The organism is Streptomyces sp. NTD107, from assembly GCF_059510435.1.
This window is the reverse complement of sequence record NZ_JCAJZV010000018.1, coordinates 13800-37329: the sequence shown is the minus strand read 5'-3', so window position 1 is coordinate 37329 and position 23530 is coordinate 13800. Positions and strand designations below refer to the sequence as shown.

Here is a 23530-nt window from a genome sequence, read left to right as displayed (position 1 = left end):
GAAACATGCAGATCAGAACGGTCAGCCCGGTGTTCGTCGGCCGCGACGAGGAGAGCGCCGCCCTGGACCGCGCGCTCCACGAGGCCGCCGAGGGCGACCCACGGGTGGTGCTCATCGGCGGCGAGGCAGGCGTCGGCAAGACCCGGCTGCTGGAGGAAGCGCTCGAACGCGCCCAGCGCGCCGGGGCACTCACCGCCGTCGGAGCCTGCGTGGAGGCCGGCGCCGACGGGCTGCCGTTCGCCCCCGTCTCCACCCTGCTGCGCAGCCTCCACCGGCGGCTCGGCGACGAGATGACCGAGGCCGCCGCAGGATGGGGCGGCGGCGAGCTGGCCCTGCTGCTGCCCGAGCTGAGCAGGCCCGGCGGTCCGCCCTCCCCGGCGGCCGGCAACGGCGAAGGCCGCAGCCGGCTCTTCGAGCTGACCGCCCGGCTGCTGGAGACCCTGGCCCAGCGCCGCACCCTGGTGCTGGCGATCGAGGATCTGCACTGGTCGGACCGGTCCACCCGGGAACTGCTCGGCTATCTCTTCCGCTCCCTGCCGCGCGCCCGCGTGGTGCTGCTGATGACCTACCGTTCCGACGACATCCACCGCCGCCACCCGCTGCGCCCCTTCCTCGCGGAGCTGGACCGGCTGCGCATCGTGGAGCGGATCGAGCTGGAGCGCTTCACCCTGGAGGAAGTCGGCCGCCAGCTGGCCGGCATCCGCGGCAGCGAGCCGCGCGCCCGCCTCGTCGAGCAGGTCTACGCCCGCTCGGACGGCAACGCCTTCTTCGTCGAGGAACTGGCCGGCTGCCTCAAGGAGGGCGACAGCGCCGGGATGATCAGCGACTCGGTACGCGATCTGCTCCTGGTACGGGTCGAGGCGCTGCCGGAGACCGCCCAGCGAGTGATCCGGATCGCCGCCAAGGGCGGATCCCGGGTGGAACACGCCCTGCTGCGCGCCGTCGTGCCCTTCGGCGAGGACGAGCTGATCGAGGCACTGCGCACCGCGGTCGGCGCCAATCTGCTGCGCGCCGACGAGGACGACACCTACCACTTCCGGCACGCCCTGGTACGGGAGGCGGTCGTCGACGACCTGCTGCCCGGCGAGCGGTCCCGGCTCTCCAGGCGCTACGCCGAGGCCCTGGAGGCGGACCCCTCCCTGGTGTGCTCCGACGAACTCCCCGCCCGGCTCGCCGGGTTCTGGCACCAGGCCAACGACCCAGGCAAGGCGCTGCCGGCCGCGCTGCGCGCGGCGGACGAGGCCCGCAGCCGGCACGCGTACGCCGAGCAGCTGAGGATGCTGGAACGGGTGCTGGAGCTGTGGGACAGCGTCCCCGCGTCGATCAGGACCGCCCAGCGCCCGGCCGGCAACGCGGAGTCCTATCCGCTGTGCGACTGCCACGACGAGGTGCTCAGCCATCTCGACGTCCTGGCCGAGATCACGGTGGCGGCCCGGCTCACCGGGGACTCCGAGCGTGGCCTTTCGGTGGTCAAGCGGGCCCTGCGGATCGTCGACGAACTCGACCACCCGCTGCGCGCGGCCTGGTTCTGGACCCAGAAGTCCAAACTCATGAGGCATCTGGCCCGGGGCACCGGCTGGGAGGAGCTCAGCCGCGCCCAGGAACTGCTCGCCGGCTTCGACCCGTCGCCCACCCACGCCCATGTGCTCACCGAGGCGGCCACCTGGGGGGTGCTGTTCGACGCGGGGCCGGCGGCGCTGGAGACGGCCCGGCAGGCCACCGAGCTGGCCCGGGAGCTGGGCAACGAGGACGCCGAGCTGCACGGCCGGGTCAGCCGGGGCGGGCTCATGATCGAGACCGGGGCGGGGGAAGCGGGACTGGCCGAGATGCGGGCCGCCGCCGAACGGGTGCAGGCCGGCCACCACGTCAATGTCTTCACCCGCAGCCACGTGAACCTCCAGTCCGCCCTGGAGACCATGGGCCGCTCACGGGAATCGCTGGACGTCGGCGACCACGCGCTGGAACTGGCCGCCCGCTGGGGACTGCGGCAGACCGCGGTGTGGCTGCACCGCAACCGCGGCGACTCGCTGTACTCCCTGGGGCGCTGGAACGAGGCGTCGGCGGCCGGACAGCTCGCCGCCGACGACGCCACGTCGCCGGTGAACCGGGCGCTGGCGGCGGAGTTCCGGGCCCAGCTGGCCCTGGGCCGTGGCGAGTACGAGGCGGCGGAGACCGAGATCGCCGTGATGACCGAGCAGTACAACGCGTACGACCAGTCGGTCCAACACGCCCATCCGGCGGCCCGCTGCAAGCTGCTGCTGGCGGCGGCGCGGGGCCGGATCCTGGACGCGCGCCGGCTGTTCGCCGACGCGGTGGCCGCCGGGCTCGCGCCGGGCGCCGGCTGCTACACCTGGCCCCTGGTGCACGCCGCGGCGGTGGCCGAGGGGGACGCGGCGGGGGTACCGGCCGCCGGGCCCGGGCAGGCGGCGGCGATCGAGCTGATCCGTCATTACGCGGCGGGGCTGCCCCGCCACTACCCGGTGTGGCAGGCGCACGCCGACCTGATCGAGGCGGAGCTGCGGCGGGCCGAGGGCACCGCGCGAGCCGCGGACTGGGCCGCGGTGACGGCCGCACTGGAGCCGCTGGACCGGCCCTATCTGCTGGCGCAGGCCCGGGCGCACGGCGCGGAGACGCTGCTGGCGGACGGCGACCGGGAGGGTGCGGGCACGCAACTGCTCCAGGCGTACGAGGCGGCCCGCGCGCTGGGCGCGGCGCCGCTGGTCCGCGAGGCCGAACTACTGGCGCAGCGCGCCCGGCTGCCGCTGACCACCGACGGCGCCCGTCCCCAGGCGGCGACCCGCGACGACCGCGGGCTCACCCGCCGCGAACGGGATGTGCTGACCCTGGTGGCGGCGGGCCGCAGCAACCGGCAGATCGCCGAGGAACTGTTCATCTCCCCGAAGACGGCGAGCGTCCATGTCTCCCACATCCTGGCCAAACTGGAAGTCTCCGGCCGTGGCGAAGCGGCGGCCCTGGCCCACCGTGTCGGCCTCCTGACGGAGCCCGGGAGCACCGAACGCTGACCGTCCCCGGCCCCGCGAGGGCATCGCGTCCCGCCACGCCGGACCCCGGGGGCGGATGGCGTGGAGCCGCCGGGTCCGCCCGGTCTGTCCGGCCCGCTGGGTCCGTCCGAGCCGCCCGGTCTGTCCGGCCCGCTGGGTCCGTCCGAGCCGTCGGGTCCGCCCGGTCTGTCCGGCCCGCTGGGTCCGTCCGAGCCGTCGGGTCCGCCCGGTCTGTCCGGCCCGCTGGGTCCGCTGGGTCCGTCCGGCCCGCTGGGTCCGCTGGGTCCGTCCGGTCCGTCCGGTCCGCCGGGTCCGCCGGGTCCGTCCGGTCCGCCGGGTCCGCCGGGTCCGTCCGGTCCGCCGGGTCCGTCCGGCCCGCTGGGTCCGTCCGGCCCGCTGGGTCCGCTGGGTCCGCCCGTTCCGTCCGGTCCGCCGGGTCCGCCCGGTCTGTCCGGCCCGCCGGGTCCGTCCGGCCCGCCGGGTCCGCCGGGTCCGTCCGGTCTATCCGGCCCGCCGGGTCCGCCGGGTCCGTCCGAGCCGCCCGGCTGACCGTGGCGCGGGTCGTACCGGGCGTGGCCGTGCGCGGCGGGACCGGGCTTGGTTCCCACCGCCGGCCGTGGTCCGTTCCCGGCCGGGGGTGGCCGACCACCGACGGCCCGGCAGTACGTGCGCCCCCTGGCGCGCTGCCCGATCCGCGCTGCCCGATCCGCGCGTGGGGGTGCGCGTGTGGGCCGCTTCGTGTTCCGCCGTCGCGGGGGCCTGCCGGGGGACCGCCGCAGTGCCGGGTGGCTTTATCGACGTCTCACGACAGCAGTGGTCGACGACCGCGGGAGGCACCTTCCACGCCGGGATGTCGTTGTCGACGAGAACGGGAGGCACCCGCCGACACCCGGCAACAGACCGGTCCCGGCCGCCACCTGCGCCCGTAGCCAGTGCTTTTCCCCCGAGCACCGGACGGGCGGTCGACGGCGTCTCGCCGGTCACCACCGAGCTGCTGTCCGAAGCCGTGGACATTCGGCGCGGGCAGCGCCTCCCGAGCTGCCGGACAAACGCTGCTCTTCGTCATCGACAGAGCCAGCCGGGAGCGGGCCGGGGCGTGGCCGCGGACGGCAGCGGTCGGTGCGACGGGGGCCGTAGTGGTGGCTGATCGCGGTCGGCCCGCGAACGCCAAGCGCTCGTGCCGGCCGGTGACGCCCGGCCGGGCAGGCCGGGGAAACACCGCGCGGGGGCCCGGCCGCGCTCGCGGACGACCACCCGGGCGTCGGTCAGGCCGCCCCGCCCCGCCCCGCCCCGCCGCGCCGCGCCGCGCCGCTCCGTGCCGGCGCCGCAACGTTTCTCCGCCTCTTCACCCCGCGAGGCCGTGGTTCCGTGCTCACTCCCATGAGCCCTGTGCCGCCGGCAGCGCCGCGATCTCCGTCAAGTCCTCCGGCGTCAGCCGGAGGTCCGTGGCCGCCGCGTTCTCGCGGGCCCAGTGTTCGTGCTTGGTGCCGGGTATCGGGATCACATGGCGGCCCTGCGCCAGCAGCCACGCCAGGGCCACCTGGGCCGCCGTCGCGCCCCCGTGCCGGGCCGCCACCCGGCGCAGCCCGGCCACCAGCGGCTGGTTGGCCGCCATCATCTCCGCCGTGAAGCGCGGATGCCGCGCCCGCAGGTCCTCCGGTTCGAAGCCGCCGCCCGGCGTCAGCGTGCCGCTGAGGAAGCCGTTGCCCAGCGGCATCGCCGCCAGCAGCCCGATGCCGCGCGCCTCGCACCACGGCAGCAGCCCGCGCAGCGCCTCCGGCGACCACACCGAAAGCTCGGCCTGCACCGCGTTCACCGGAAACACCTGCTGGATCCGGCCGAGCACCCGCAGCGTACGGTCGTACCGGTCCGCCGCCGTCCCGCCCTGGCCGCCCTGGCCGCCGCGCCCGCGCCGGCCGCGCGGCTCCAGCGCGCACAGCCCCAGCGACCGGACCTTGCCCGCCGCCACCAGCTCCGCCATCGCCCCCCATGTCTCCTCCACCGGCACGTCCGGATCGATCCGGTGCAACTGGTACAGGTCGATCACATCGGTCCGCAGCCGCCGCAGCGACGCGTCGCAGGCGCGTTTGACGTAAGCGGGGCGGCCGTTGGCCACGATGTGCCGCTCGCCGGCCAGCAGCCCGCACTTGGCAGCCAGGAACACCTCGCCCCGGCGCTCCTTGAGCACCCGCCCCAGCAACAGCTCATTGGTGTACGGGCCGTACATGTCCGCCGTGTCCAGCAGCGTGCAGCCCGCGTCCAGCGCGGCCCGCACCGTACGCAGCGACCCCTGCCGGTCCTGCTGGGAGGCCGAGTACGCCCAGCTCATCGGCATACAGCCCAGGCCGATGGCCCCTACCCGGACCGCCCCCGTGCCGATCGTCCTGTACCGCACCGAACCGTCCTTCCCCAGCTGTCCCCCGCCACCGCGTCCTCCAACGTAACCGGCGGGGCCGACAGCTTCGCCGCAGGGCCGCCCAACCGCCCCGCGTAGCCTGGCGGCCATGACCACAGGAGATGTCTGGCTGCCCCTGCCCCCCGCCGAACTCGCCCCGCTGCCCGCCTCGCTGAACTACGTGCACTGGAACGGCGAGGAGGAGTTCCCGGCCGACCCCGCCGACTGTGTGTTCTACACGGTGCCCTACATGCGGGGCCCCCGGGTCGCGGTGCGCCCGCTGCCGCACATGCCGCGGTTGCGCGTGGTGCAGACCCTGACCGCCGGCGTGGACCACATGCTGCCCGCCGTACCGGCGCTGCCGACCGGGACGCTGCTGTGCAACGCCGGGCCGCTGCACAACACCTCCACGGCCGAACTCGCCCTCACCCTCACCCTGGCCGCGCTGCGCGGCGTCCCCGAGGCGGTGCGCGACCAGGGCGCCGAGCGCTGGGACACCCGGGTGTGGACGTCGCTGGCCGACCGCCGGGTGCTGATCGTCGGATACGGCGGGATCGGCGCGGCGATCGAGGACCGGCTGCTGCCGTTCGAGCCGGCCGAGGTGGTACGGGTCGCGGGCCGGGCGCGTACCTCCCCGCGCGGTCCGGTGCACGCCGCCGCCGAACTGCCGGCGCTGCTGCCCGCCGCCGAGGTGGTGATCCTGGCGACGCCGCTCACCGACGCCACCCGGGGCCTGGTGGGGGCGGAATTCCTGGCCGCGCTGCCGGACGGCGCGCTGCTGGTCAATGTCTCGCGCGGCGCGGTGGTGGACACCAAGGCGTTGCTCGCGGAGCTGGAGTCGGGTCGGCTGCGGGCCGCGCTGGATGTCACGGACCCGGAGCCGCTGCCGGCCGGGCACCCGCTGTGGCAGGCCCCGGGGGTGCTGATCACCCCGCATGTCGGGGGCCCTTCCACCGCCTTCCGGCCACGCGCGGAACGCCTGGTGCGGGGGCAGTTGGAACGGTTCGCCGCCGGGGAAGCGTTGAACTACGTCGTCGCCGAGGCCGGACAGAGCACAGGAGTCACATCAATCACACAGTGAGATGAGTCAGCTACGCATTGTATAAAGGCTCCCCCTCATTATCACTCTGAGTTTAATGGCTATGGCGCTGAGTGACGGTCTGGTGTATCGTCCGTGCCGGGGAGTTCAGCGGAGCAGGGGGGCGACAGGCGGATGCACGGTCCATGGACGAAAAGCCGACTTCAGCACGGCCGCGGTACGGCGTGGCGGGCGATCCGGTGAGCACCGGGGACAGCACCGCGCCCGGGGCGGCTGCGCCACCGCGTCCCGCGCTGCTCGGCGGGCCGCTGCCCCAACTGGCGCTCGCCGCGCTGTGCGGGGCGTATGTACTGGGCGCCGCGTTCGGCTGGGGGTCACCCGAGGTCGCCGCCGTCATGGGCGACTTCGGGCTCAGCGCCGCCGCCTGGCTGGCCGCCGGATCCTGCCTGTGGTACGCGCGCACCCGCGCCGGAGCCCTGCGCCCGGCCTGGGTGCTGTTGGGGGTCTCCTCCGCCATGACCGGCCTCGGCAGCGCCATCTGGGGCTGGTACGAGGTGGTGCTGCGCGTGCCCGTCCCGCGCACCTCGGCCGCCGATCTGTGCTACCTGCTGTTCGCGCCGCTGGCCATCGTCGGCCTGCTGATGCTCGCCAAGCGCCCGCTGAACCGCACCGGCTGGGTCTGCTTCGGCCTCGACGCCTGGCTGGTGGCCGGCTCACTGCTGACCCTCACCTGGAGCGTGGCGCTGGCCCACACCGCCGAGCGGCAGGGCGAGTCGGTGGCCAGGGCCGCGCTCGCGCTCGGCTATCCACTGCTGGACATCGCCCTGGTGTCCATGCTGCTGGTGCTGCACTTCCGGCGCGGCCCCGAACACCGCTCCGCCGTCAACATGGCGGTCGGCGGGCTCGCGGTCACCGTCCTGTGCGACGCCCTGTTCAGCTCGCCGATGCTGCGCGAGCACTACAGCTCCGGGCAGTTGCTGGACGCCGGCTGGTTCGCGGGCTCACTGCTGCTGGCGCTGGCCCCCTGGGTGTCGGGGCGGCCGGGGGAGGAGGAGCCGCCCGGCGCGAAGACCGCTGCGAAGACCGCTGTGCCCGACATCCGCGCCGCCGCCGCCGACCCCTCGGCCGGCACCCCGCTCAGCGCCACCGCCGCCTCCCCCGTCCCCGCCACCGCCTCCCCCGTCCCCGCCACCACCGCCGCCTCCCCCGTCCCCGCCACCGCCTCCCCCGTCCCCGCCACCACCGCCGCCGTCCCCGACGACGAGGACGGCGACGGACGCCCCGACCGGCTCGGCCCCGTCGCCTCCTTGATGCCTTATCTCGCCGCCGCCGTCTGCTTCCTGAGCATCCTGCTCACCTACTACACCGGCGGCGGACAGCCCGACCCGGTGGTGGTGGTCACCGCCGCCACCGTCGTGGTGGTGCTGCTCGCCCGGCAGGGCATCACCTTGATGGAGAACCTGAAACTCACCCGCGAACTCTCCCGGCAGGAGAACCACTTCCGTTCCCTGGTCCAGGGCTCCAGCGACGTGATCATGATCTCCGCCTCGGACGGCCGGCTGCGCTACGTCAGCCCGGCCGCCGCCGGCGTCTACGGGCGGGACCCGGACCGGCTGATCGGCAAGCCGTTCCACAGTCTCATCCACCCCGACGACGCCGACCGCGTGCTCTACGAGCTGTGCCGCTTCCTGGCCGCCTCCCCCGACGTGGAGCCCGCCACCCGCATCGAGTGCCGCATCCGGCACGGCGGCCCGCAGGAGCGGTGGATGCACATCGAATCCACCGTCAACCGCCATCTGAACGGCCTCATCTTCAACAGCCGGGACGTCACCGACCGGGTCCGCCTCCAGGAACAACTGCGGCACAGCGCCTCGCACGACCCGCTCACCGATCTGCCCAACCGCGCCCTGTTCACCGACCAGGTGGAGACGGCGCTCGGCCAAGGCCCGGTGGCGGGCGGCGAGATCGCGGTGCTCTTCATCGACCTCGACGGCTTCAAGGCCGTCAACGACTCCATCGGCCACCAGGCCGGCGACGAACTGCTCACCCAGGCCGCGCAGCGGCTGCGGGAGTCCGTCCGGCAGGGAGACCTGACCGCACGGCTCGGCGGTGACGAGTTCGCCGCCCTCATCACCGGCGACCCCGGCACCGGGACCGCCTCCCGCGAGCAGCGCATGCTGGAGATCGCCGAGCGGGTACGGGCCGCCCTCGCCCGTACCTACCACCTGCGCGAGGGCGAGGTCCGGGTGGCCGCCAGCATCGGCGTCGCCCTCGCCGAGCCGGGCAGTACCCCCGCCACCCTGATGCGCAACGCCGATCTGGCCATGTACCGCGCCAAGCAGGCCGGCAAGGCCCGGGTCGAGTTCTACGCACCCCATCTGCGTACCGAGGCGGTACGGCGCACCCAGCTCGCCGCCCGGCTGCGCACCGCCCTGCACGCCGGCGAGCTGACCCTGCTCCACCAGCCCGTCGTCACCCTCCACGACGGCCGGATCACCGCCCTCAGCGCCCAGCCCCGCTGGCGCTCCGCGCACGCGCCGCTGTCCACCCCGCTGGAGCATCTGCGCACCCGCCGCGACCACGGGTCACCGCTCACCCGGCTCGCCGACCACCACGGCGGCGACCGGACCGCCGACATCTCCCGCTGGCTGCTGGAACAAGCGGTCACCGAGGCCGGCCGGCGGCGCCGCGCCGGGCTGACCCTCCCGGTCAGCGTCCGGGTCCCCGGCAGCAGGCTCACCGACCGGGCGCTGGGCGCCGGCGGCGTCGAGGCGCTCCTCGCCCAGCACGACCTGCCCCCCGAGGCCCTCGTACTGGAACTGCCCGAGGCCGCCCCCGCCCTCGCCTCGCCCGAGCTGTGCCGCCGCCTCGCCGACCTCAGCCGGCTCGGCGTCGGGATCGCCCTGGACGGCTTCGGCGGCACCGCCACCCCACCCGCCGCGCTGCACCGGCTCCCCGTCGATCTGGTCCGGCTCGACCGCGAGCTGACCGAGGGCCTGCTGGATTCGCCCGCGCTGCGCACCATCACCGCCGCGCTGCTGCGGATGACCGCCGACCTGGGCATCCACACCCTCGCGGACGGCGTGGACCACCCCGACCTCGCCGCCACCCTGCGGACCATGGGCTGCTCGCACGCCCAGGGCCCCGCCTTCAGCGAGCCGCTGGACCACGCCCGGCTGCACCGGCTGCTGGAAGGCGGCCGGCTCCCCGTACCCGCCGATCTCGCCGCCGATCTCACCCCCGTGCCGGCCACCGTCCCGGCCCCCCGGCCGCACCGCCGGGGCGACCCCACCGCCGCCGGCCCGCCGCCCTCCCCGGTCTCGCCCACATAGTGAGACGCGCATTCCGCCCGCTTGACATGCGACCGGGCCAAGGAGGAAGGTCGTGGGCATGCGCACCCGAATTCTCGTACTTGGACGGCGCGTCGGCTGACCCGGGCCCACCCACCCGCGGCCCCCAGCGACGCGCTCCCCTCGCATGCCATCCGGCACGAGGGGTTTTTTGTTGCACCGACACCGATCCCCGCACCCGAATCCGTACACGCGCACCACCTCATCTCCGAGAAGAGAACGTCGATGACCGAACAGGCCACCGGGGCTCCCAAGCCGCAGCCGCGGGCCCCCCGCGGCGGCGCCGCCCAGCAGCCCGCCGCCACCGCCGCCGAGCACGTCACGGGCGCCCAGGCGCTCATCCGCTCCCTCGAAGCGGTCGGCGCGGACACCGTATTCGGCATCCCCGGCGGCGCGATCCTCCCCGCCTACGACCCCTTGATCGACTCGACGTCCGTGCGCCACATCCTGGTCCGCCACGAGCAGGGCGCCGGGCACGCCGCCACCGGCTACGCCCAGGCCACCGGCAAGGTCGGGGTGTGCATGGCCACCTCGGGCCCCGGCGCCACCAACCTGGTCACCCCCATCGCCGACGCCTACCTGGACTCCGTGCCGCTGGTCGCCATCACCGGCCAGGTCGCCAGCTCCTTCATCGGCACCGACGCCTTCCAGGAAGCCGACATCTGCGGCATCACCCTGCCCATCACCAAGCACAACTTCCTGGTCACCGACCCCGCGGAGATCCCGCGCACCATCGCCGAGGCGTTCCACATCGCCGCCACCGGCCGCCCCGGACCCGTCCTGGTCGACATCGCCAAGGACGCCCTCCAGGCCCCCACCACCTTCAGCTGGCCGCCGCACACCGACCTGCCCGGCTACCGCCCCGCCTCCCGCCCGCACGCCAAGCAGATCCGCGAGGCCGCCCGGCTGATCGCCGAGGCCGAGCGCCCCGTGCTGTACGTCGGCGGCGGCGTCCTGAAGGCCGGTGCCGCCCCCGAACTGCTGACCCTCGCCGAGCTGACCGGCGCCCCCGTCACCACCACCCTCATGGCCCTGGGCGCCTTCCCCGACAGCCACCCCCAGCACCTGGGCATGCCCGGCATGCACGGCTCGGTCGCCGCCGTCACCGCGCTCCAGAAGTCCGATCTGCTGATCACCCTCGGCGCCCGCTTCGACGACCGTGTCACCGGCCGCGCCGACACCTTCGCGCCGCACGCCAAGGTCATCCACGCGGACATCGACCCCGCCGAGATCGGCAAGATCCGCGTCGCCGACGTGCCGATCGTCGGCGACGCCAAGGACGTACTGACCGACCTCGCCGCCGCCCTCCGCGCCGAGATCGACGCCGGCCACCAGGGCGAGGCCGCCGCCGCCCGCTACGCCGAGTGGTGGCAGCAGCTCAACCGCTGGCGCGAGACGTATCCCCTGGGCTACGACCTCCCGCAGGACGGCTCGCTCTCCCCGCAGCAGGTCATCGAGCGCATCGGCGCCCTCGCCCCCCAGAACACCATCTACACCTCCGGCGTCGGCCAGCACCAGATGTGGGCCGCCCACTACCTGACCTTCGAACGCCCCGGCACCTGGCTCAACTCCGGCGGCGCCGGCACCATGGGCTACGCCGTGCCCGCCGCGCTCGGCGCCAAGGCCGGCCGCCCCGACGCCACCGTGTGGGCCATCGACGGCGACGGCTGCTTCCAGATGACCAACCAGGAGCTGACCACCGCCGCCCTCAACGGCGCCCCCATCAAGGTCGCCATCATCAACAACGGCGCGCTGGGCATGGTCCGCCAGTGGCAGACCCTCTTCTACAACCAGCGCTACTCCAACACCGTGCTGCGCGACGGCCCGGACGCCGACCCGACGGCCACCAGCCGGGGCACCCGCATCCCCGACTTCGTCAAACTCGCCGAAGCCATGGGCTGCGTCGGACTGCGCTGCGAGGACCCCGAGCAGCTGGACGCCGTCATCGAGAAGGCCAACTCCATCAACGACCGCCCCGTCGTCGTCGACTTCATCGTCCACGAGGACGCCATGGTGTGGCCGATGGTCCCCGCCGGAACCTCCAACGACGAGGTCCTCGCCGCCCGCGGGGTGCGCCCCGACTTCGGCGACGCGGACGACTGACGGCAGCGACCGGCCACCGGCACACAGGCGAAGGAACGAAACCCACCCATGTCCAAGCACACCCTCTCCGTCCTGGTCGAGAACAAGCCAGGGGTGCTCTCCCGCATCACCGCCCTGTTCTCCCGCCGCGGATTCAACATCGACTCCCTCGCCGTGGGCACCACCGAACACCCCGAGGTGTCCCGCATCACCATCGTGGTCAACGTCGAGGCCCTCCCCCTGGAACAGGTCACCAAGCAGCTCAACAAGCTCGTCAACGTCCTGAAGATCGTCGAACTCGACTCCGCGTCGGCGGTCACCAGGGAACTCGTTCTGGTGAAAGTCCGGGCCGACAACGACACCAGGTCCCAGATCGTGGAGATCGTCCAGCTCTTCCGCGCCAAGACCGTCGACGTCGCCCCCGAGGCCGTCACCATCGAGGCCACCGGCAGCAGCGACAAACTCGAAGCCATGCTGCGCATGCTGGAGCCGTACGGCATCAAGGAACTGGTGCAGTCCGGCACCATCGCCATCGGACGCGGAGCGAGGTCCATCACCGACCGCTCCCTGCGCGCCCTGGAGCGATCCGCCTAGCGGCCACCGCGTCCGCACAGCGAGATCCGCACCCACCTCTCATCCGCACCACCTACGGTGGACGCACACCGCGACCACCGCAGCAGTAACAACAAGGAGAAAACCCAAGTGGCCGAGCTGTTCTACGACGACGACGCCGACCTGTCCATCATCCAGGGCCGCAAGGTCGCGGTCCTCGGCTACGGCAGCCAGGGCCACGCCCACGCGCTGTCCCTGCGCGACTCGGGCGTCGACGTGCGCGTCGGTCTCCACGAGGGCTCGAAGTCCCGCGCCAAGGCCGAGGAGCAGGGCCTGCGCGTGACCACCCCCGCCGAGGCCGCCGCCGAGGCCGACGTGATCATGATCCTGGTGCCGGACCCGATCCAGGGCAAGGTCTACGAGGAGTCCGTGCGCGAGCACCTCAAGGACGGCGACGCGCTGTTCTTCGGCCACGGCTTCAACATCCGCTTCGGCTTCATCAAGCCCCCGGCCGGTGTGGACGTCTGCATGGTCGCCCCCAAGGGCCCCGGCCACCTGGTGCGCCGCCAGTACGAGGAAGGCCGCGGCGTCCCCTGCATCGCCGCCGTCGAGAACGACGCGACCGGCAACGCCTTCGCGCTCGCGCTCTCCTACGCCAAGGCGATCGGCGGCACCCGGGCCGGCGTCATCAAGACCACCTTCACCGAGGAGACCGAGACCGACCTCTTCGGCGAGCAGGCCGTGCTGTGCGGCGGCGCCTCCGCGCTCGTCAAGGCCGGCTTCGAGACCCTGGTCGAGGCCGGCTACCAGCCGGAGATCGCCTACTTCGAGTGCCTGCACGAGCTCAAGCTCATCGTGGACCTGATGTACGAGGGCGGCCTGGGCAAGATGCGCTGGTCCATCTCGGAGACCGCCGAGTGGGGCGACTACGTCACCGGCCCGCGCATCATCACCGAGGAGACCAAGGCCGAGATGCGCCGCGTGCTCGCGGACATCAAGGACGGCACCTTCGCCACCAACTGGATGGCGGAGTACAACGCCGGTCTGCCCAAGTACAACGAGTACAAGAAGGCGGACGAGGACCACCTGCTGGAGACCACCGGGCGCGAGCTGCGCAAGCTGATGAGCTGGGTCGACGACCAGGACTGAGCGGGACCGCGAACGCACGGCCGGCCGCGGCGGAGTCCCACCCCGACCCCGCCGCGGCCCGCCGCGTTCCACCCCCGTCGTACCCGTACAAACCCCCCGTCCGCGGGGATTCGCTCGATCGAGCGGCCACTGCGGCCAACCCGGCCCGCGGCGGCACCGCGCCGAATACACTGCACCCCAGCACCAAGCGCGTCACAGGCTCACAGCGTCGTGCGTCTTCACGCGGCTGCCTACTCCACCGCCTCGGCCGTCGGGACGCGGCCTTCCGCAAAGGACAGTGAGACCGAAGTGAGCAAGCCCGCCGTACTCATCGCCGAAGAGCTTTCCCCCGCCACCGTCGAAGCGCTGGGCCCGGATTTCGACATCCGGCACTGTGACGGCGCGGACCGCGCGCAGCTGCTGAGCGCCATCGCCGACGTCGACGCCATCCTCATCCGCAGCGCCACCAAGGTGGACGCCGAGGCCATCGCCGCCGCCCGCAAGCTGCGCGTCGTCGCCCGCGCCGGGGTCGGTCTCGACAACGTGGACGTGGCCGCCGCCACCAAGGCCGGCGTGATGGTCGTCAACGCCCCCACCTCCAACATCATCACCGCCGCCGAGCTCGCCTGCGGCCTGCTGGTCGCCACCGCCCGGCACATTCCGCAGGCCAACACCGCCCTGAAGAACGGCGAGTGGAAGCGCAGCAAATACACCGGCGTCGAACTCTCGGAGAAAACCCTCGGCGTGGTGGGCCTGGGCCGCATCGGTGTGCTCGTCGCCCAGCGGATGGCCGCGTTCGGCATGAAGATCGTCGCCTACGACCCCTACGTGCAGCCCGCCCGCGCCGCACAGATGGGCGTCAAGCTGCTTCCGCTGGACGAACTCCTGGAGATCTCCGACTTCATCACCGTCCACCTCCCCAAGACCCCCGAGACGCTGGGCCTGATCGGCGACGAGGCGCTGCACAAGGTGAAGCCCTCGGTGCGCATCGTCAACGCCGCGCGCGGCGGCATCGTCGACGAGAGCGCCCTGCTGTCCGCCCTCAAGGAGGGCCGGGTGGCCGGCGCCGGTCTCGACGTCTACTCCACCGAACCGTGTACGGACTCCCCGCTCTTCGAGTTCGACTCCGTGGTGTGCACCCCGCACCTGGGCGCCTCCACCGGAGAGGCCCAGGAGAAGGCCGGCATCTCGGTGGCCCGCTCGGTGCGCCTCGCGCTGGCCGGCGAACTGGTCCCGGACGCCGTCAACGTGCAGGGCGGCGTGATCGCCGAGGACGTACGCCCCGGAATCCCCCTCGCCGAGAAGCTCGGGCGGATCTTCACCGCGCTGGCCGGCGAGGTCGCCATGCGGCTCGACGTGGAGGTGCGCGGCGAGATCACCCAGCACGATGTGAAGGTGCTGGAGCTCTCCGCGCTCAAGGGCGTCTTCGAGGATGTCGTCGCCGAGACGGTGTCCTACGTCAACGCCCCGCTGTTCGCGCAGGAGCGCGGCGTGGAGGTGCGGCTCACCACCAGCTCCGAGTCGCCCGACCACCGCAACCTGATCACGGTGCGCGGCACCCTCACCGGCGGTGGGACGGTGGCCGTCTCCGGCACCCTGGCCGGCCCCAAGCACCAGCAGAAGATCGTCGGCATCGGCGAGCACACCGTGGACCTGGCGCTCGCCGACCACATGGCCTTCCTGCGCTACACCGACCGCCCCGGCGTGGTCGGCACCCTGGGCCGGATCCTGGGCGAGTCCGGGATCAACATCGCCGGCATGCAGGTGGCGCGGGCCGAGGAGGGCGGCGAGGCGCTGATCGCGCTCACCCTGGACGAGACCGTCTCCACCCAGGTGCTCGCCGAGATCGCCCAGGAGATCGGCGCCACCTCCGCGCGCGGCGTCAATCTGACCGACTGACACCCCGCCGCACCGCCGTACGGAAGGACGGGCCGCCGGGGAGTTCCCGGGCGGCCCGTCCCCGTACCGCTCGCGGGGCGGTTCAGCTGCCGCCGGCCAGCCGGTAGGCGTGCTCCGGGGAGAACTGCCCGGCCGGGCCGGCGCAGCCGTCCAGCTCGCCGGGGCGCTTGATCCACAGATACGCGTCCACCCGCCCGTGGGTGGTGTGCACGGTCGGGTTCGTGCCGATCAGCCGGCCGTCGGGGTCGCACCACTCGCTGCCGCGCGGCCCGTTGCCGTTCCGGCTGGTGTCGATGACCGCCTGGAGCCGTGCGTCGCCCAGCTGGGCCAGGACCGCGTCGGCGAACGCCGTCTCGTTGGCGGTGGTGTGGTAGTTCGAGGCGTTGGTGTAGATGCCGTCGCCGGTTGCCAGCACCCCGGCGGCGCGCAGCCGCTGGGAGATCACCGTGGGGCTGTGCCAGCCGGAGTGCCCGGCGTCGAAGTACACCCGGGCCTGCGGGTTACCGAGGTGGATGATGCCGGCCGCCTCGCGGAGCGCGGCGAACCGCTGGTTGATCTGGGCGTCGTTGAGGCAATCGGTCAGGGCGATGGCGTCGGGCTCCAGGATCACCACCACGGGGTCGCTGCCCAGGCCCGCCGCGAAGTTCTTCGTCCAGTTCAGATAGCTGGGGAAGTCGGGCGCGCCGCCGGCCGAGGCGCCGCCGCAGTCCCGGTCGGGCAGGACGTACGGCACCAGGACGGGCACCTCGCCGGCCGCCCTGGCGGCGCCGGTGACCGCCGCCACGTCCTGGGTCACCGAGTTCGGCTGGTAGTTGGCGAACCAGATGCCCTGCGGCTGGTTCGCTATCCGCTCGATGATCAGTCCGCTCCGCCGGTCGTTCGGGTTGGCGGCCAGCCACGCGTGCACCGCGCCGGGGTAGTTGTGGAAGACGGTGTCGGGCGGCAGTCCCGGGGTGGCCCGGGTCGTCGGCTCCTGCGGCGCGGCGCCCTGCGCCGGGCCCAGCAGGCCGAGCGAGAGCAGCCCGCCCAGGGCCGCCGCGGCGGCGGCGAACAGCAGCCGGGGTCGGGTGCGGGACCTGGTGGGTGGGGTGTGTCGCGTGCGCACGTGGATCGTTCCTCTCACAACGAGGGGATGGAAGGTGATCACGGTACGGAACCGGTTGTTTGGGAGCGCTCCCAGTCGGACGTGAAGCTAGCGGTTCCGGCCGGTTCCGTAAACCGTTCCCGGGGCGGCGTCTCGGCCGTCCGGGTGGCCGGCCGGGCGGGGCGGGCAGCGGGGCGCAGGACCGCGCCCGATCATGGGGCTGCCGGAGTGCCGAGACCTGGGGAGTGACGCATCGTGACCACCACCACGCGGCGCGGGGCGCGCGGCCCGCGGGCCCGGCTGCTGATTCCGCTGTGCCTCTCGCTGTCGCTGCTGTTCACGGCCTGTTCGGCCTCGGGCGACGCCTCCCGCGCCGCCGACGAGAGCACCGCGCCGCCCAGTGGGGAGCCGTCGCCCTCCATCGACCCGGCGGACTTCGTCACCGAGATCGACAACCCGTACCTCCCGCTGGCCCCCGGCACCGTCCACCACTTCCGGGGGATCTGCACAACGGGCGAGCAGTCCATGTCGACCGAGGTGACCCAGGACCGGGAGGACATCCTGGGGGTCTCCACCCTGGTGGTGCGCGAGCGGCGGCACTGCCAGGACGAGGCGGCGGTCGAGGTACGGCAGTTCTACGCCCAGGACCAGGGCGGCAATGTCTGGTACTTCGGCCGGGACACCGGCAGCGCGGACGGCAGTTGGCGCGCGGGTACGGACGGCGCGCAGCCGGGCGTGGTGATGTTGGCGGAGCCGCTGGTGGGGGAGATCTACCGCCAGGAGTTCGTCCCGGACGTGGCGGAGGACGAGGCCAAGGTGGTCAGTCTGAGCGAGGACATCGCGATCAGCCTGGGGCGGTTCAGCGAGGTGCTGAAGACCCGGGAGACCAGCCGGCTCGACCCCGAGGTGGTGACCGAGAAGTACTACGGGAAGGAGCTGGGGCTGATCCGCGTCCAGCGGGTGCAGGGCGGCGACGACAATCTGGAACTCGCCGAGATCACCGGCGCCTCCTGAGTACCGGTTCCGCCCAGCGGCTTGCCGAGTCCCGGCCCGGCGACTACCAACGACGGCAGCAGATGTCCGACCGTCCAGTCCCCGGCCCGCCGTGATGGAGTGTGAAATGGTCAGCAAGCCGAACCGTCGTGCGGTGATGGGTGTCACCGCCGGTGCCGTGCTCACCGGAGCCTTCGCCGCCGCCCCCGCGGCCGGGGCAGGGGCCGGTGCCGGCTCCGCCGCGCCGCCCGGCCGGGTCACCGTCCACTCACCGGACGGCCTGCTGCGGGTGACCGCCGCCGTGACGGACGGCCGGCTGCGGTACGAGGTGGTACGCCGCGGCCGGGTCCTGGTTGCCTCCTCGGGGCTCGGGCTCGATCTGGCCGACCGGCCCCCGCTCACCGGCGGCCTGGTGCTGACCTCGGTCGAGCACCGGACGGTCGACGAGACCTGGCGCCCGCTGTGGGGCCCGGACGCGCTGGTCCGCAACCACGCCAGGGAGTGCGTCCTGCGGACCGTGCAGAGCGCCACCGGGATACGGCTGCATCTGATCGTGCGGGTCTTCGACGACGGTGTCGGCTTCCGCTACCACCTGCCGGCCCAGCCCGGCCTCGACGCGTACACCGTCACCGCCGAGCGCACCGAGTTCGCGCTGGACCCGGCCGCCACCAGCTGGTCGCTGGAGGCGGGCACCGACTGGAACGCCGACGAGCGGCACTACCGCCGGGCGCGGCTGTCGGAGGTGGCCACCGCGCAGACCCCGCTGACGCTGGCCACCCCGGAGGGCCAGTACATCGTGGTGCACGAGGCGGCGCTGATCGACTATCCGAGCATGACCCTGGCCGCCGCCCCTGCGGCCGGCCGGCCGGGGACGCTCGCCAGTGAGCTGATCAGCCTGCCGGACGGTACGAAGGCCAAGCTGGCGGGGGAGTTCGCCACCCCGTGGCGCACGCTGACCATCGGCGACCGTCCCGGCGATCTCGCCGAGTCGCATCTGATCGAGAACCTCAACGAGCCGTGCCGGTACGCCGACACCTCGTGGATCTCGCCCGGGACGTACGTGGGGGTGTGGTGGGAGCTGCAACGCCGGCACACCACGTGGACGGCCGGTCCGCGGCACGGGGCGACGACCGAACGGGTCAAGCAGTACATCGACTTCGCCCGGGAGGCGGGGGCCGCCGGGGTGCTCGCCGAGGGGTGGAACACCAACGCCGGCGGCACCTGGGCCGGCCAGGACTTCCTCACTCCGCAGCCGGACTTCGACCTGCCCGAGGTGCTGCGCTACGCGCGGGCCAACGGCGTCGGGTTCATCGCGCACAACGAGACGCGCGGCTTCGTCGATTACTACGACCGGCATTTGGAGACGATCTTCGCGCGGTACGCCGAACTCGGCATCCACGCCGTCAAGACCGGCTACGCCACCCGGTTCGAGCTGGGCGGGGTGAACCGCAGCCATTACGACCAGGAGGCCGTTCGCCACTACCAGCGGGTCATCGACGCCGCGGCCCGGCACCGGATCATGATCAACGCGCATGAGGCGATCAAGCCGACCGGGCTGGCCCGTACCTTCCCGAACATGATGACCGGCGAAGGGGTGGCCGGCATGGAGCAGCACAACTACATGGGGCGGGAGGGGAATCCGCCGGAGCAGGCCACCATCCTCCCCTTCACCCGCTTCATCGGCGGGCCGGCCGACTACACCCCGGGCGTGCTGAATGTGACCTGGGACCCGGCCGGGCTCGGTACCCGGGTGCAGACCACCTCGGCCACTCAGCTGGCGCTGTACGCGCTCTTCTTCAGCCCGCTGCAAATGCTGGCCGACACCCCGGAGAACTACCGCGCCCACCCCGGGTACGCCTTTCTGCGCGGCATGCCGGCGAGCTGGGACGAGACCCGGTTCCTGGACTGTGTGATCGGCGACTACACGGTCGCCGCCCGCCGCAAGGGCGACACCTGGTACCTGGGCGCGATCACCGACGAGTACGACCGTACGCTGCGGGTGCCGCTGCGCTTTCTGGGCCCGGGCCGGCACCGTGCCGAGATCTACCGCGACGCCGCCGACACCAGCTGGCGCGGCAACCCGCTGCCCATCGAGATCGAGACCCGTACGGTGCGTTCGGCCACGGTGCTCACCCTGCCGCTGGTCGCGGGCGGCGGCACCGCGATCCGCTTCCGTCCCGACCGTTCAGGGCCGGACGACGGCCAGTTCCAGGAGGTCCTGTAGGGCGCGCTGCTGCGGGGCGGTGAGGGCGGCCAGGGGTGAATCCCGGCCGAGGAGTGCGAGGAGTTGTTCGCGCAGGGCGGTGCCTTCGGCGTTGAGGAGCAGGTGCTTGGCGCGGCGGTCGGTGGGGTGCGGGTGGCGCTCGATGAGGCCCTGTTTTTCGAGTCTGTCGACGATGAAGGTGGCGTTGGAGGGCTCGCAGCTCATGCGCTCGGCGAGCTCCCGCATGGTCATCGGTCCGGTCATCTCGCGCAGTGCGGTGGCCTGCGCCGCGGTGAGGCCGAGGGTGGCGGCGTGCTGCCGGACGTGGTCCGCGATCTGCTGGGCCAGTCCGTTCACCAGTCCGCACAGTTCTCGTTCGGCGCCGGCCCGCGACTCCTGGGGCGTCGTCATGGGTCCCACTCTAGCAAGTCCATCAAGCCTTAATAATAGAAGCTTGAATAGTTCTAACTTGATGCTTATGGTGGGCCCGGACCGACACCGCGAGAAAGGCGAACCACCATGGTGATGAACTCCGCGCTCGACCCGGGTCAGCGGCCCCGGCGGCCGGCGCCCGTCCGCTCGATCCGGATGGGCGACACCACGGTCTCCTTCGTACCCGACGGGGAGGTACGGCTCCCGGCACGCGGCTGGATCCCGGACAGCACCGAGGAGGTGTGGGCCGCACATCCGGAATACCTGGACGCCACCGGCCACCTGGTGGCGAGCGTCGGCGCCCTGCTGGTCGAGCGCGGTGATCGCGCGCTGCTGATCGACGCCGGGTTCGGGCCACGGACCCTGCCGCCCGACCCGGCCGCCCCGCACGGCGGGATCCGGGGCGGCGCCCTGCTGGAGAGTCTGGCCGAACTCGGGCGCGCGCCCGGCGGGATCGAGGCACTCGCGTTCACCCATCTGCACTCCGACCACCTCGGCTGGGCGTGGCACGCCGCCCCGGGCGGCGACCGCCCCGCGTTCGCCCATGCCACCTGTCTGGTGTCCGAGGAGGAATGGGCCCAGCGGGACCGGCCGGCGGCGCACCGCCCGGCGGCGGAGATCGCCGCCCTGGCGCCGTACGTCCGCACCGTGCGGGACGGCCAGGAGATCTTCCCCGGGGTACGCGTCCGGGTCACCGCAGGACACACGGCCGGGCACGCCGAGTACGTCATCACCTCGGGCGGGCGGCGGCTGATCGCCTTCGGCGACGCCCTGCACTCGCCGATCCAGGTCGACCACCCCGACTGGTCCGCGGTGGTCGACCACGACCCGGTCCGGTCCGCCGCCCACCGCCGCCGCCTCGTCGCCGAACTCGCGGAGCCGGACACCATCGGTTTCGGCGTCCACTTCGCCGATGCCGCCTTCGGCCGGGTCCGGCCGCACGCCGACGGCCCCGCCTGGCGCCCCCTGGAGCGCTGACCGCCCGGCGGGCCGGTGGCGCCGCGCCGGCCGGACGGCGTCCGGCGGCGTCCGGCGGCGTCCGGCGGTGGGCGGCGTCCGGCGCGGCCCGCCGCGATCACCCGCCCCGATGATCCGCCCCGATGATCCGCCGTGCTCCGTGGCCCCGTCACCCGCCGTGCAGCCGCGCCGCCTTCAGCGCCAGGTGGAGGAGCAGCCGGTGTTCACCGTTGGCCAGGTCGAGGCCGGTGAGGTGTTCGACCCGGGCCAGCCGGTAGTACAGCGTCTGCCGGTGTATGCCGAGCGCGGTCGCGGTACGGGCGGGCGAGCCCGCCTGGTCCAGGAAGGTCTCGGCGGTACGGGCCAGCTCCCGGTGGGCCGGGTCCAGCAGCGGGGCCACGGCCGGATCGGGGGCGGCCGGCGGCAGCGTGGTGAGCAGCCGGTACGGGCCGATCGCACTCCACGGGGCGATCGGGCCCAGCGCCGGCTCGGCCCGCGCCGCCCGCGCCGCGCCCAGCGCCTCCCGCCACGCCGCGGGCAACTCCGCCGCCGCCGCGCGCGCCGCGCCGATGCCCGCCGCCACCGGCGGCGCCCCCGCCCCCGCCCCGCCGCACAGCCGCTCGGCCACCGCCCGCGCCGAGGGCGGCCGTACCAGCGCGGCCAGCGCCCCCTCCAGCGGGCACAGCGCCAGCGCGCCCGGCAGCCCCGGCGCGGCGTCGCTCCACGGCAGCGCCGCCACCAGCGTCAGCGGCCCGGCGCCCGCCGGGCCCAGTGCCTCGGTCAGCTCACCGGCCGCCGCCTCCCGCTGCGGCGTGGTCAGCAGCGTGTGCAGCAGCGCGCCGAGCCGGCCGCCGAGCCCCGCCGACCTGGCCAGCAGCGAGCCGATCCGCTCCGCCGTGGCCTGGGCGTCGGCCAGCCGGGGGTCGGTCAGCTCCAGCGCGCCGTCGTCGACCAGCCAGATGTAGCCGTACACCACCCCGTGGTGCCGGGCCGGCAGACAGATCCGCCCGGTCCGTACCCCCGCCGCCGGATCGGGCGGGATCCGCACCGGGCCGCGCGCCCGGGCGATGCCGAACCGCTCGAACCACGCCCGTACCTCCACCGAGGAGCGCCGGTGCAGGATCGAGCGGGTGCGCACCGGGTCCATCACCCGGTCGTCCGCGCTGTCGTGGGCGCCGAACGCGATCAGGGCGAAGTCGCGGCCCTCCAGCGTCGCGGGGGTGCCAAGACGTGCCGAGACCTCGTCGATCAGCTCCTGGTAATCGGTTTCCATCCGGTCTCCCGTCCTCCTGTCCCTCTCCCGCCGCTTCCGCGTCGCATCAGGCCGCCGCTGCGCGCACCATTCTCATACAGATGTCTGACGGCGGTGCGTGCGGTGACAGACATCTGTTGATAGCCCGTGGGCGGGGCGCTGCCTAGGTTGCGAGTGACCGAAGTTCTTCCTGGTTTCCGGAGGTGAGGTGCCCGTGCTGGGACCCGTGCTTCTCGCGGCGGCGCGCAGCGATGTCATCCGGCGGGCGGTCTCCGCCACCCCCCTGACCCGCCCCGTGGTGGACCGTTTCGTGGCCGGCGAGCGGCTCGACCAGTCCCTCGTGGCGGTACGGGAGCTGACCGGCGCCGGGCTCGCGGTCACCCTGGACCATCTCGGCGAGGACATCACCGACAAGGCGCAGGTGGTACACGCCCGCGACGCCTATCTGGCGCTGCTGGACGCGCTGCGGCGCGAGGGCCTGGGGGAGCGGGCCGAGCTGTCGCTGAAGCTGTCGGCGTTCGGGCTGCGGCTGCCGGGCGGCGGCGAGGAGTACGCCCACCGCGCCGTGGAGCCGGTGGTGGCCGCCGCCGCCGAGGCCGGGACCATGGTGACCCTCGACATGGAGGACCACACCGCCGTCGACGGCACCCTCGCCGTGCTGGGCGCGCTGCGCACCCGGTTCCCGCGCACCGGCGTTGCCGTCCAGTCGTACCTCTACCGCACCGAGGACGACTGCCGCGCGCTGGCCGCCACCGGCTGCCGGGTGCGGCTGGTCAAGGGCGCCTACCGGGAGCCGGCCGCCGTCGCCCACCAGGACAAGCGGCAGGTGGATCTCGCCTATGTCCGGGCCCTGCGCATCCTGCTCACCGGCGGCGGCTACCCGATGATCGCCACCCACGACCCGCGGCTGATCGCCATCGCCGAGGAGCTGGCACGCCGGCTGCGCCTTGGCCCGGACGGTTACGAGTTCCAGATGCTGTACGGGATCCGCACCGACGAGCAGCTGCGGCTCGCCCGGGCGGGACACGCGATGCGGGTGTACGTCCCGTACGGCACCGACTGGTACGGCTACTTCATGCGGCGGCTCGCCGAGCGCCCCGCCAACCTGGGCTTCTTCGCCCGTTCTCTGCTGACCCGGGGCTGAGTGCCCCGCCCCCTCTTC

15 protein-coding genes are annotated in these 23530 nt (G+C 73.4%); 11 read left to right on the top strand and 4 right to left on the bottom strand.

Annotation, left to right across the window (positions count from 1 at the left end; all coding sequences use genetic code 11):
- Window positions 1–5: 5 nt before the first annotated feature.
- Window positions 6–3023, top strand: a complete 3018-nt coding sequence (locus tag AC5WRL_RS25835) for a helix-turn-helix transcriptional regulator (protein WP_496091070.1) — start codon at window positions 6–8, stop codon at window positions 3021–3023.
- Window positions 3024–4374: 1351 nt separating this feature from the next.
- Here the strand turns inward: AC5WRL_RS25835 and AC5WRL_RS25830 are convergent.
- The gene (locus AC5WRL_RS25830; protein ID WP_496091069.1) at window positions 4375–5397 is read right to left on the bottom strand and encodes an aldo/keto reductase; all 1023 of its coding nucleotides are present in this window, start codon (window positions 5395–5397) and stop codon (window positions 4375–4377) included.
- 109 nt (window positions 5398–5506) lie between these two features.
- On the opposite strand from AC5WRL_RS25830, the gene AC5WRL_RS25825 reads away from it, so the two are divergent.
- From AC5WRL_RS25825 to serA, 6 genes are all read left to right on the top strand, one after another.
- On the top strand, window positions 5507–6478 hold the full coding sequence (locus AC5WRL_RS25825; RefSeq protein ID WP_496091068.1) for a 2-hydroxyacid dehydrogenase: 972 nt from the start codon (window positions 5507–5509) through the stop codon (window positions 6476–6478).
- A gap of 143 nt (window positions 6479–6621) precedes the next feature.
- Window positions 6622–9768: a putative bifunctional diguanylate cyclase/phosphodiesterase gene (locus AC5WRL_RS25820; protein ID WP_496091067.1), complete on the top strand. Its 3147-nt coding sequence runs from the start codon at window positions 6622–6624 to the stop codon at window positions 9766–9768.
- A gap of 243 nt (window positions 9769–10011) precedes the next feature.
- A complete protein-coding gene (locus AC5WRL_RS25815) occupies window positions 10012–11889 on the top strand; it encodes an acetolactate synthase large subunit (protein WP_496091066.1) in 1878 nt (625 codons plus the stop codon).
- A gap of 48 nt (window positions 11890–11937) precedes the next feature.
- On the top strand, window positions 11938–12462 hold the full coding sequence (gene ilvN / locus AC5WRL_RS25810) for an acetolactate synthase small subunit (protein WP_496091065.1): 525 nt from the start codon (window positions 11938–11940) through the stop codon (window positions 12460–12462).
- A gap of 108 nt (window positions 12463–12570) precedes the next feature.
- Entirely contained in the window at window positions 12571–13569 is a 999-nt protein-coding gene (gene ilvC, locus AC5WRL_RS25805; protein WP_496091064.1) for a ketol-acid reductoisomerase, read from the top strand.
- 288 nt (window positions 13570–13857) lie between these two features.
- Window positions 13858–15447, top strand: coding sequence for a phosphoglycerate dehydrogenase (gene serA / locus AC5WRL_RS25800; RefSeq protein ID WP_496091063.1), 1590 nt, complete (start codon window positions 13858–13860; stop codon window positions 15445–15447).
- Between the two features lie 82 nt (window positions 15448–15529).
- Here the strand turns inward: serA and AC5WRL_RS25795 are convergent, their stop codons facing one another.
- Window positions 15530–16552, bottom strand: a complete 1023-nt coding sequence (locus tag AC5WRL_RS25795) for a glycoside hydrolase family 6 protein (protein ID WP_496091062.1) — start codon at window positions 16550–16552, stop codon at window positions 15530–15532.
- A 234-nt stretch (window positions 16553–16786) separates the two neighbouring features.
- Here AC5WRL_RS25795 and AC5WRL_RS25790 point away from each other — a divergent pair, with 234 nt between their 5' ends.
- Together AC5WRL_RS25790 and AC5WRL_RS25785 are read left to right on the top strand one after the other, a co-directional pair.
- A complete protein-coding gene (locus tag AC5WRL_RS25790) occupies window positions 16787–17545 on the top strand; it encodes a hypothetical protein (RefSeq protein ID WP_496091061.1) in 759 nt (252 codons plus the stop codon).
- A 106-nt stretch (window positions 17546–17651) separates the two neighbouring features.
- On the top strand, window positions 17652–19748 hold the full coding sequence (locus tag AC5WRL_RS25785; RefSeq protein WP_496091060.1) for a glycoside hydrolase family 97 protein: 2097 nt from the start codon (window positions 17652–17654) through the stop codon (window positions 19746–19748).
- Here AC5WRL_RS25785 and AC5WRL_RS25780 read toward each other — a convergent pair.
- Complete coding sequence (locus tag AC5WRL_RS25780) at window positions 19710–20138, bottom strand: MarR family winged helix-turn-helix transcriptional regulator (protein WP_496091059.1); 429 nt, start codon at window positions 20136–20138, stop codon at window positions 19710–19712. The two genes, AC5WRL_RS25785 and AC5WRL_RS25780, sit on opposite strands and share 39 nt — an antisense overlap.
- A 108-nt stretch (window positions 20139–20246) precedes the next feature.
- Here AC5WRL_RS25780 and AC5WRL_RS25775 point away from each other — a divergent pair, with 108 nt between their 5' ends.
- Window positions 20247–21137, top strand: a complete 891-nt coding sequence (locus AC5WRL_RS25775) for an MBL fold metallo-hydrolase (RefSeq protein ID WP_496091058.1) — start codon at window positions 20247–20249, stop codon at window positions 21135–21137.
- A gap of 148 nt (window positions 21138–21285) precedes the next feature.
- Here the strand turns inward: AC5WRL_RS25775 and AC5WRL_RS25770 are convergent, their stop codons facing one another.
- Window positions 21286–22389, bottom strand: a complete 1104-nt coding sequence (locus tag AC5WRL_RS25770) for a helix-turn-helix domain-containing protein (protein ID WP_496091057.1) — start codon at window positions 22387–22389, stop codon at window positions 21286–21288.
- 193 nt (window positions 22390–22582) lie between these two features.
- Here AC5WRL_RS25770 and AC5WRL_RS25765 point away from each other — a divergent pair, with 193 nt between their 5' ends.
- The gene (locus tag AC5WRL_RS25765) at window positions 22583–23512 is read left to right on the top strand and encodes a proline dehydrogenase family protein (protein ID WP_496091056.1); all 930 of its coding nucleotides are present in this window, start codon (window positions 22583–22585) and stop codon (window positions 23510–23512) included.
- The last annotated feature ends 18 nt before the right edge of the window (window positions 23513–23530 follow it).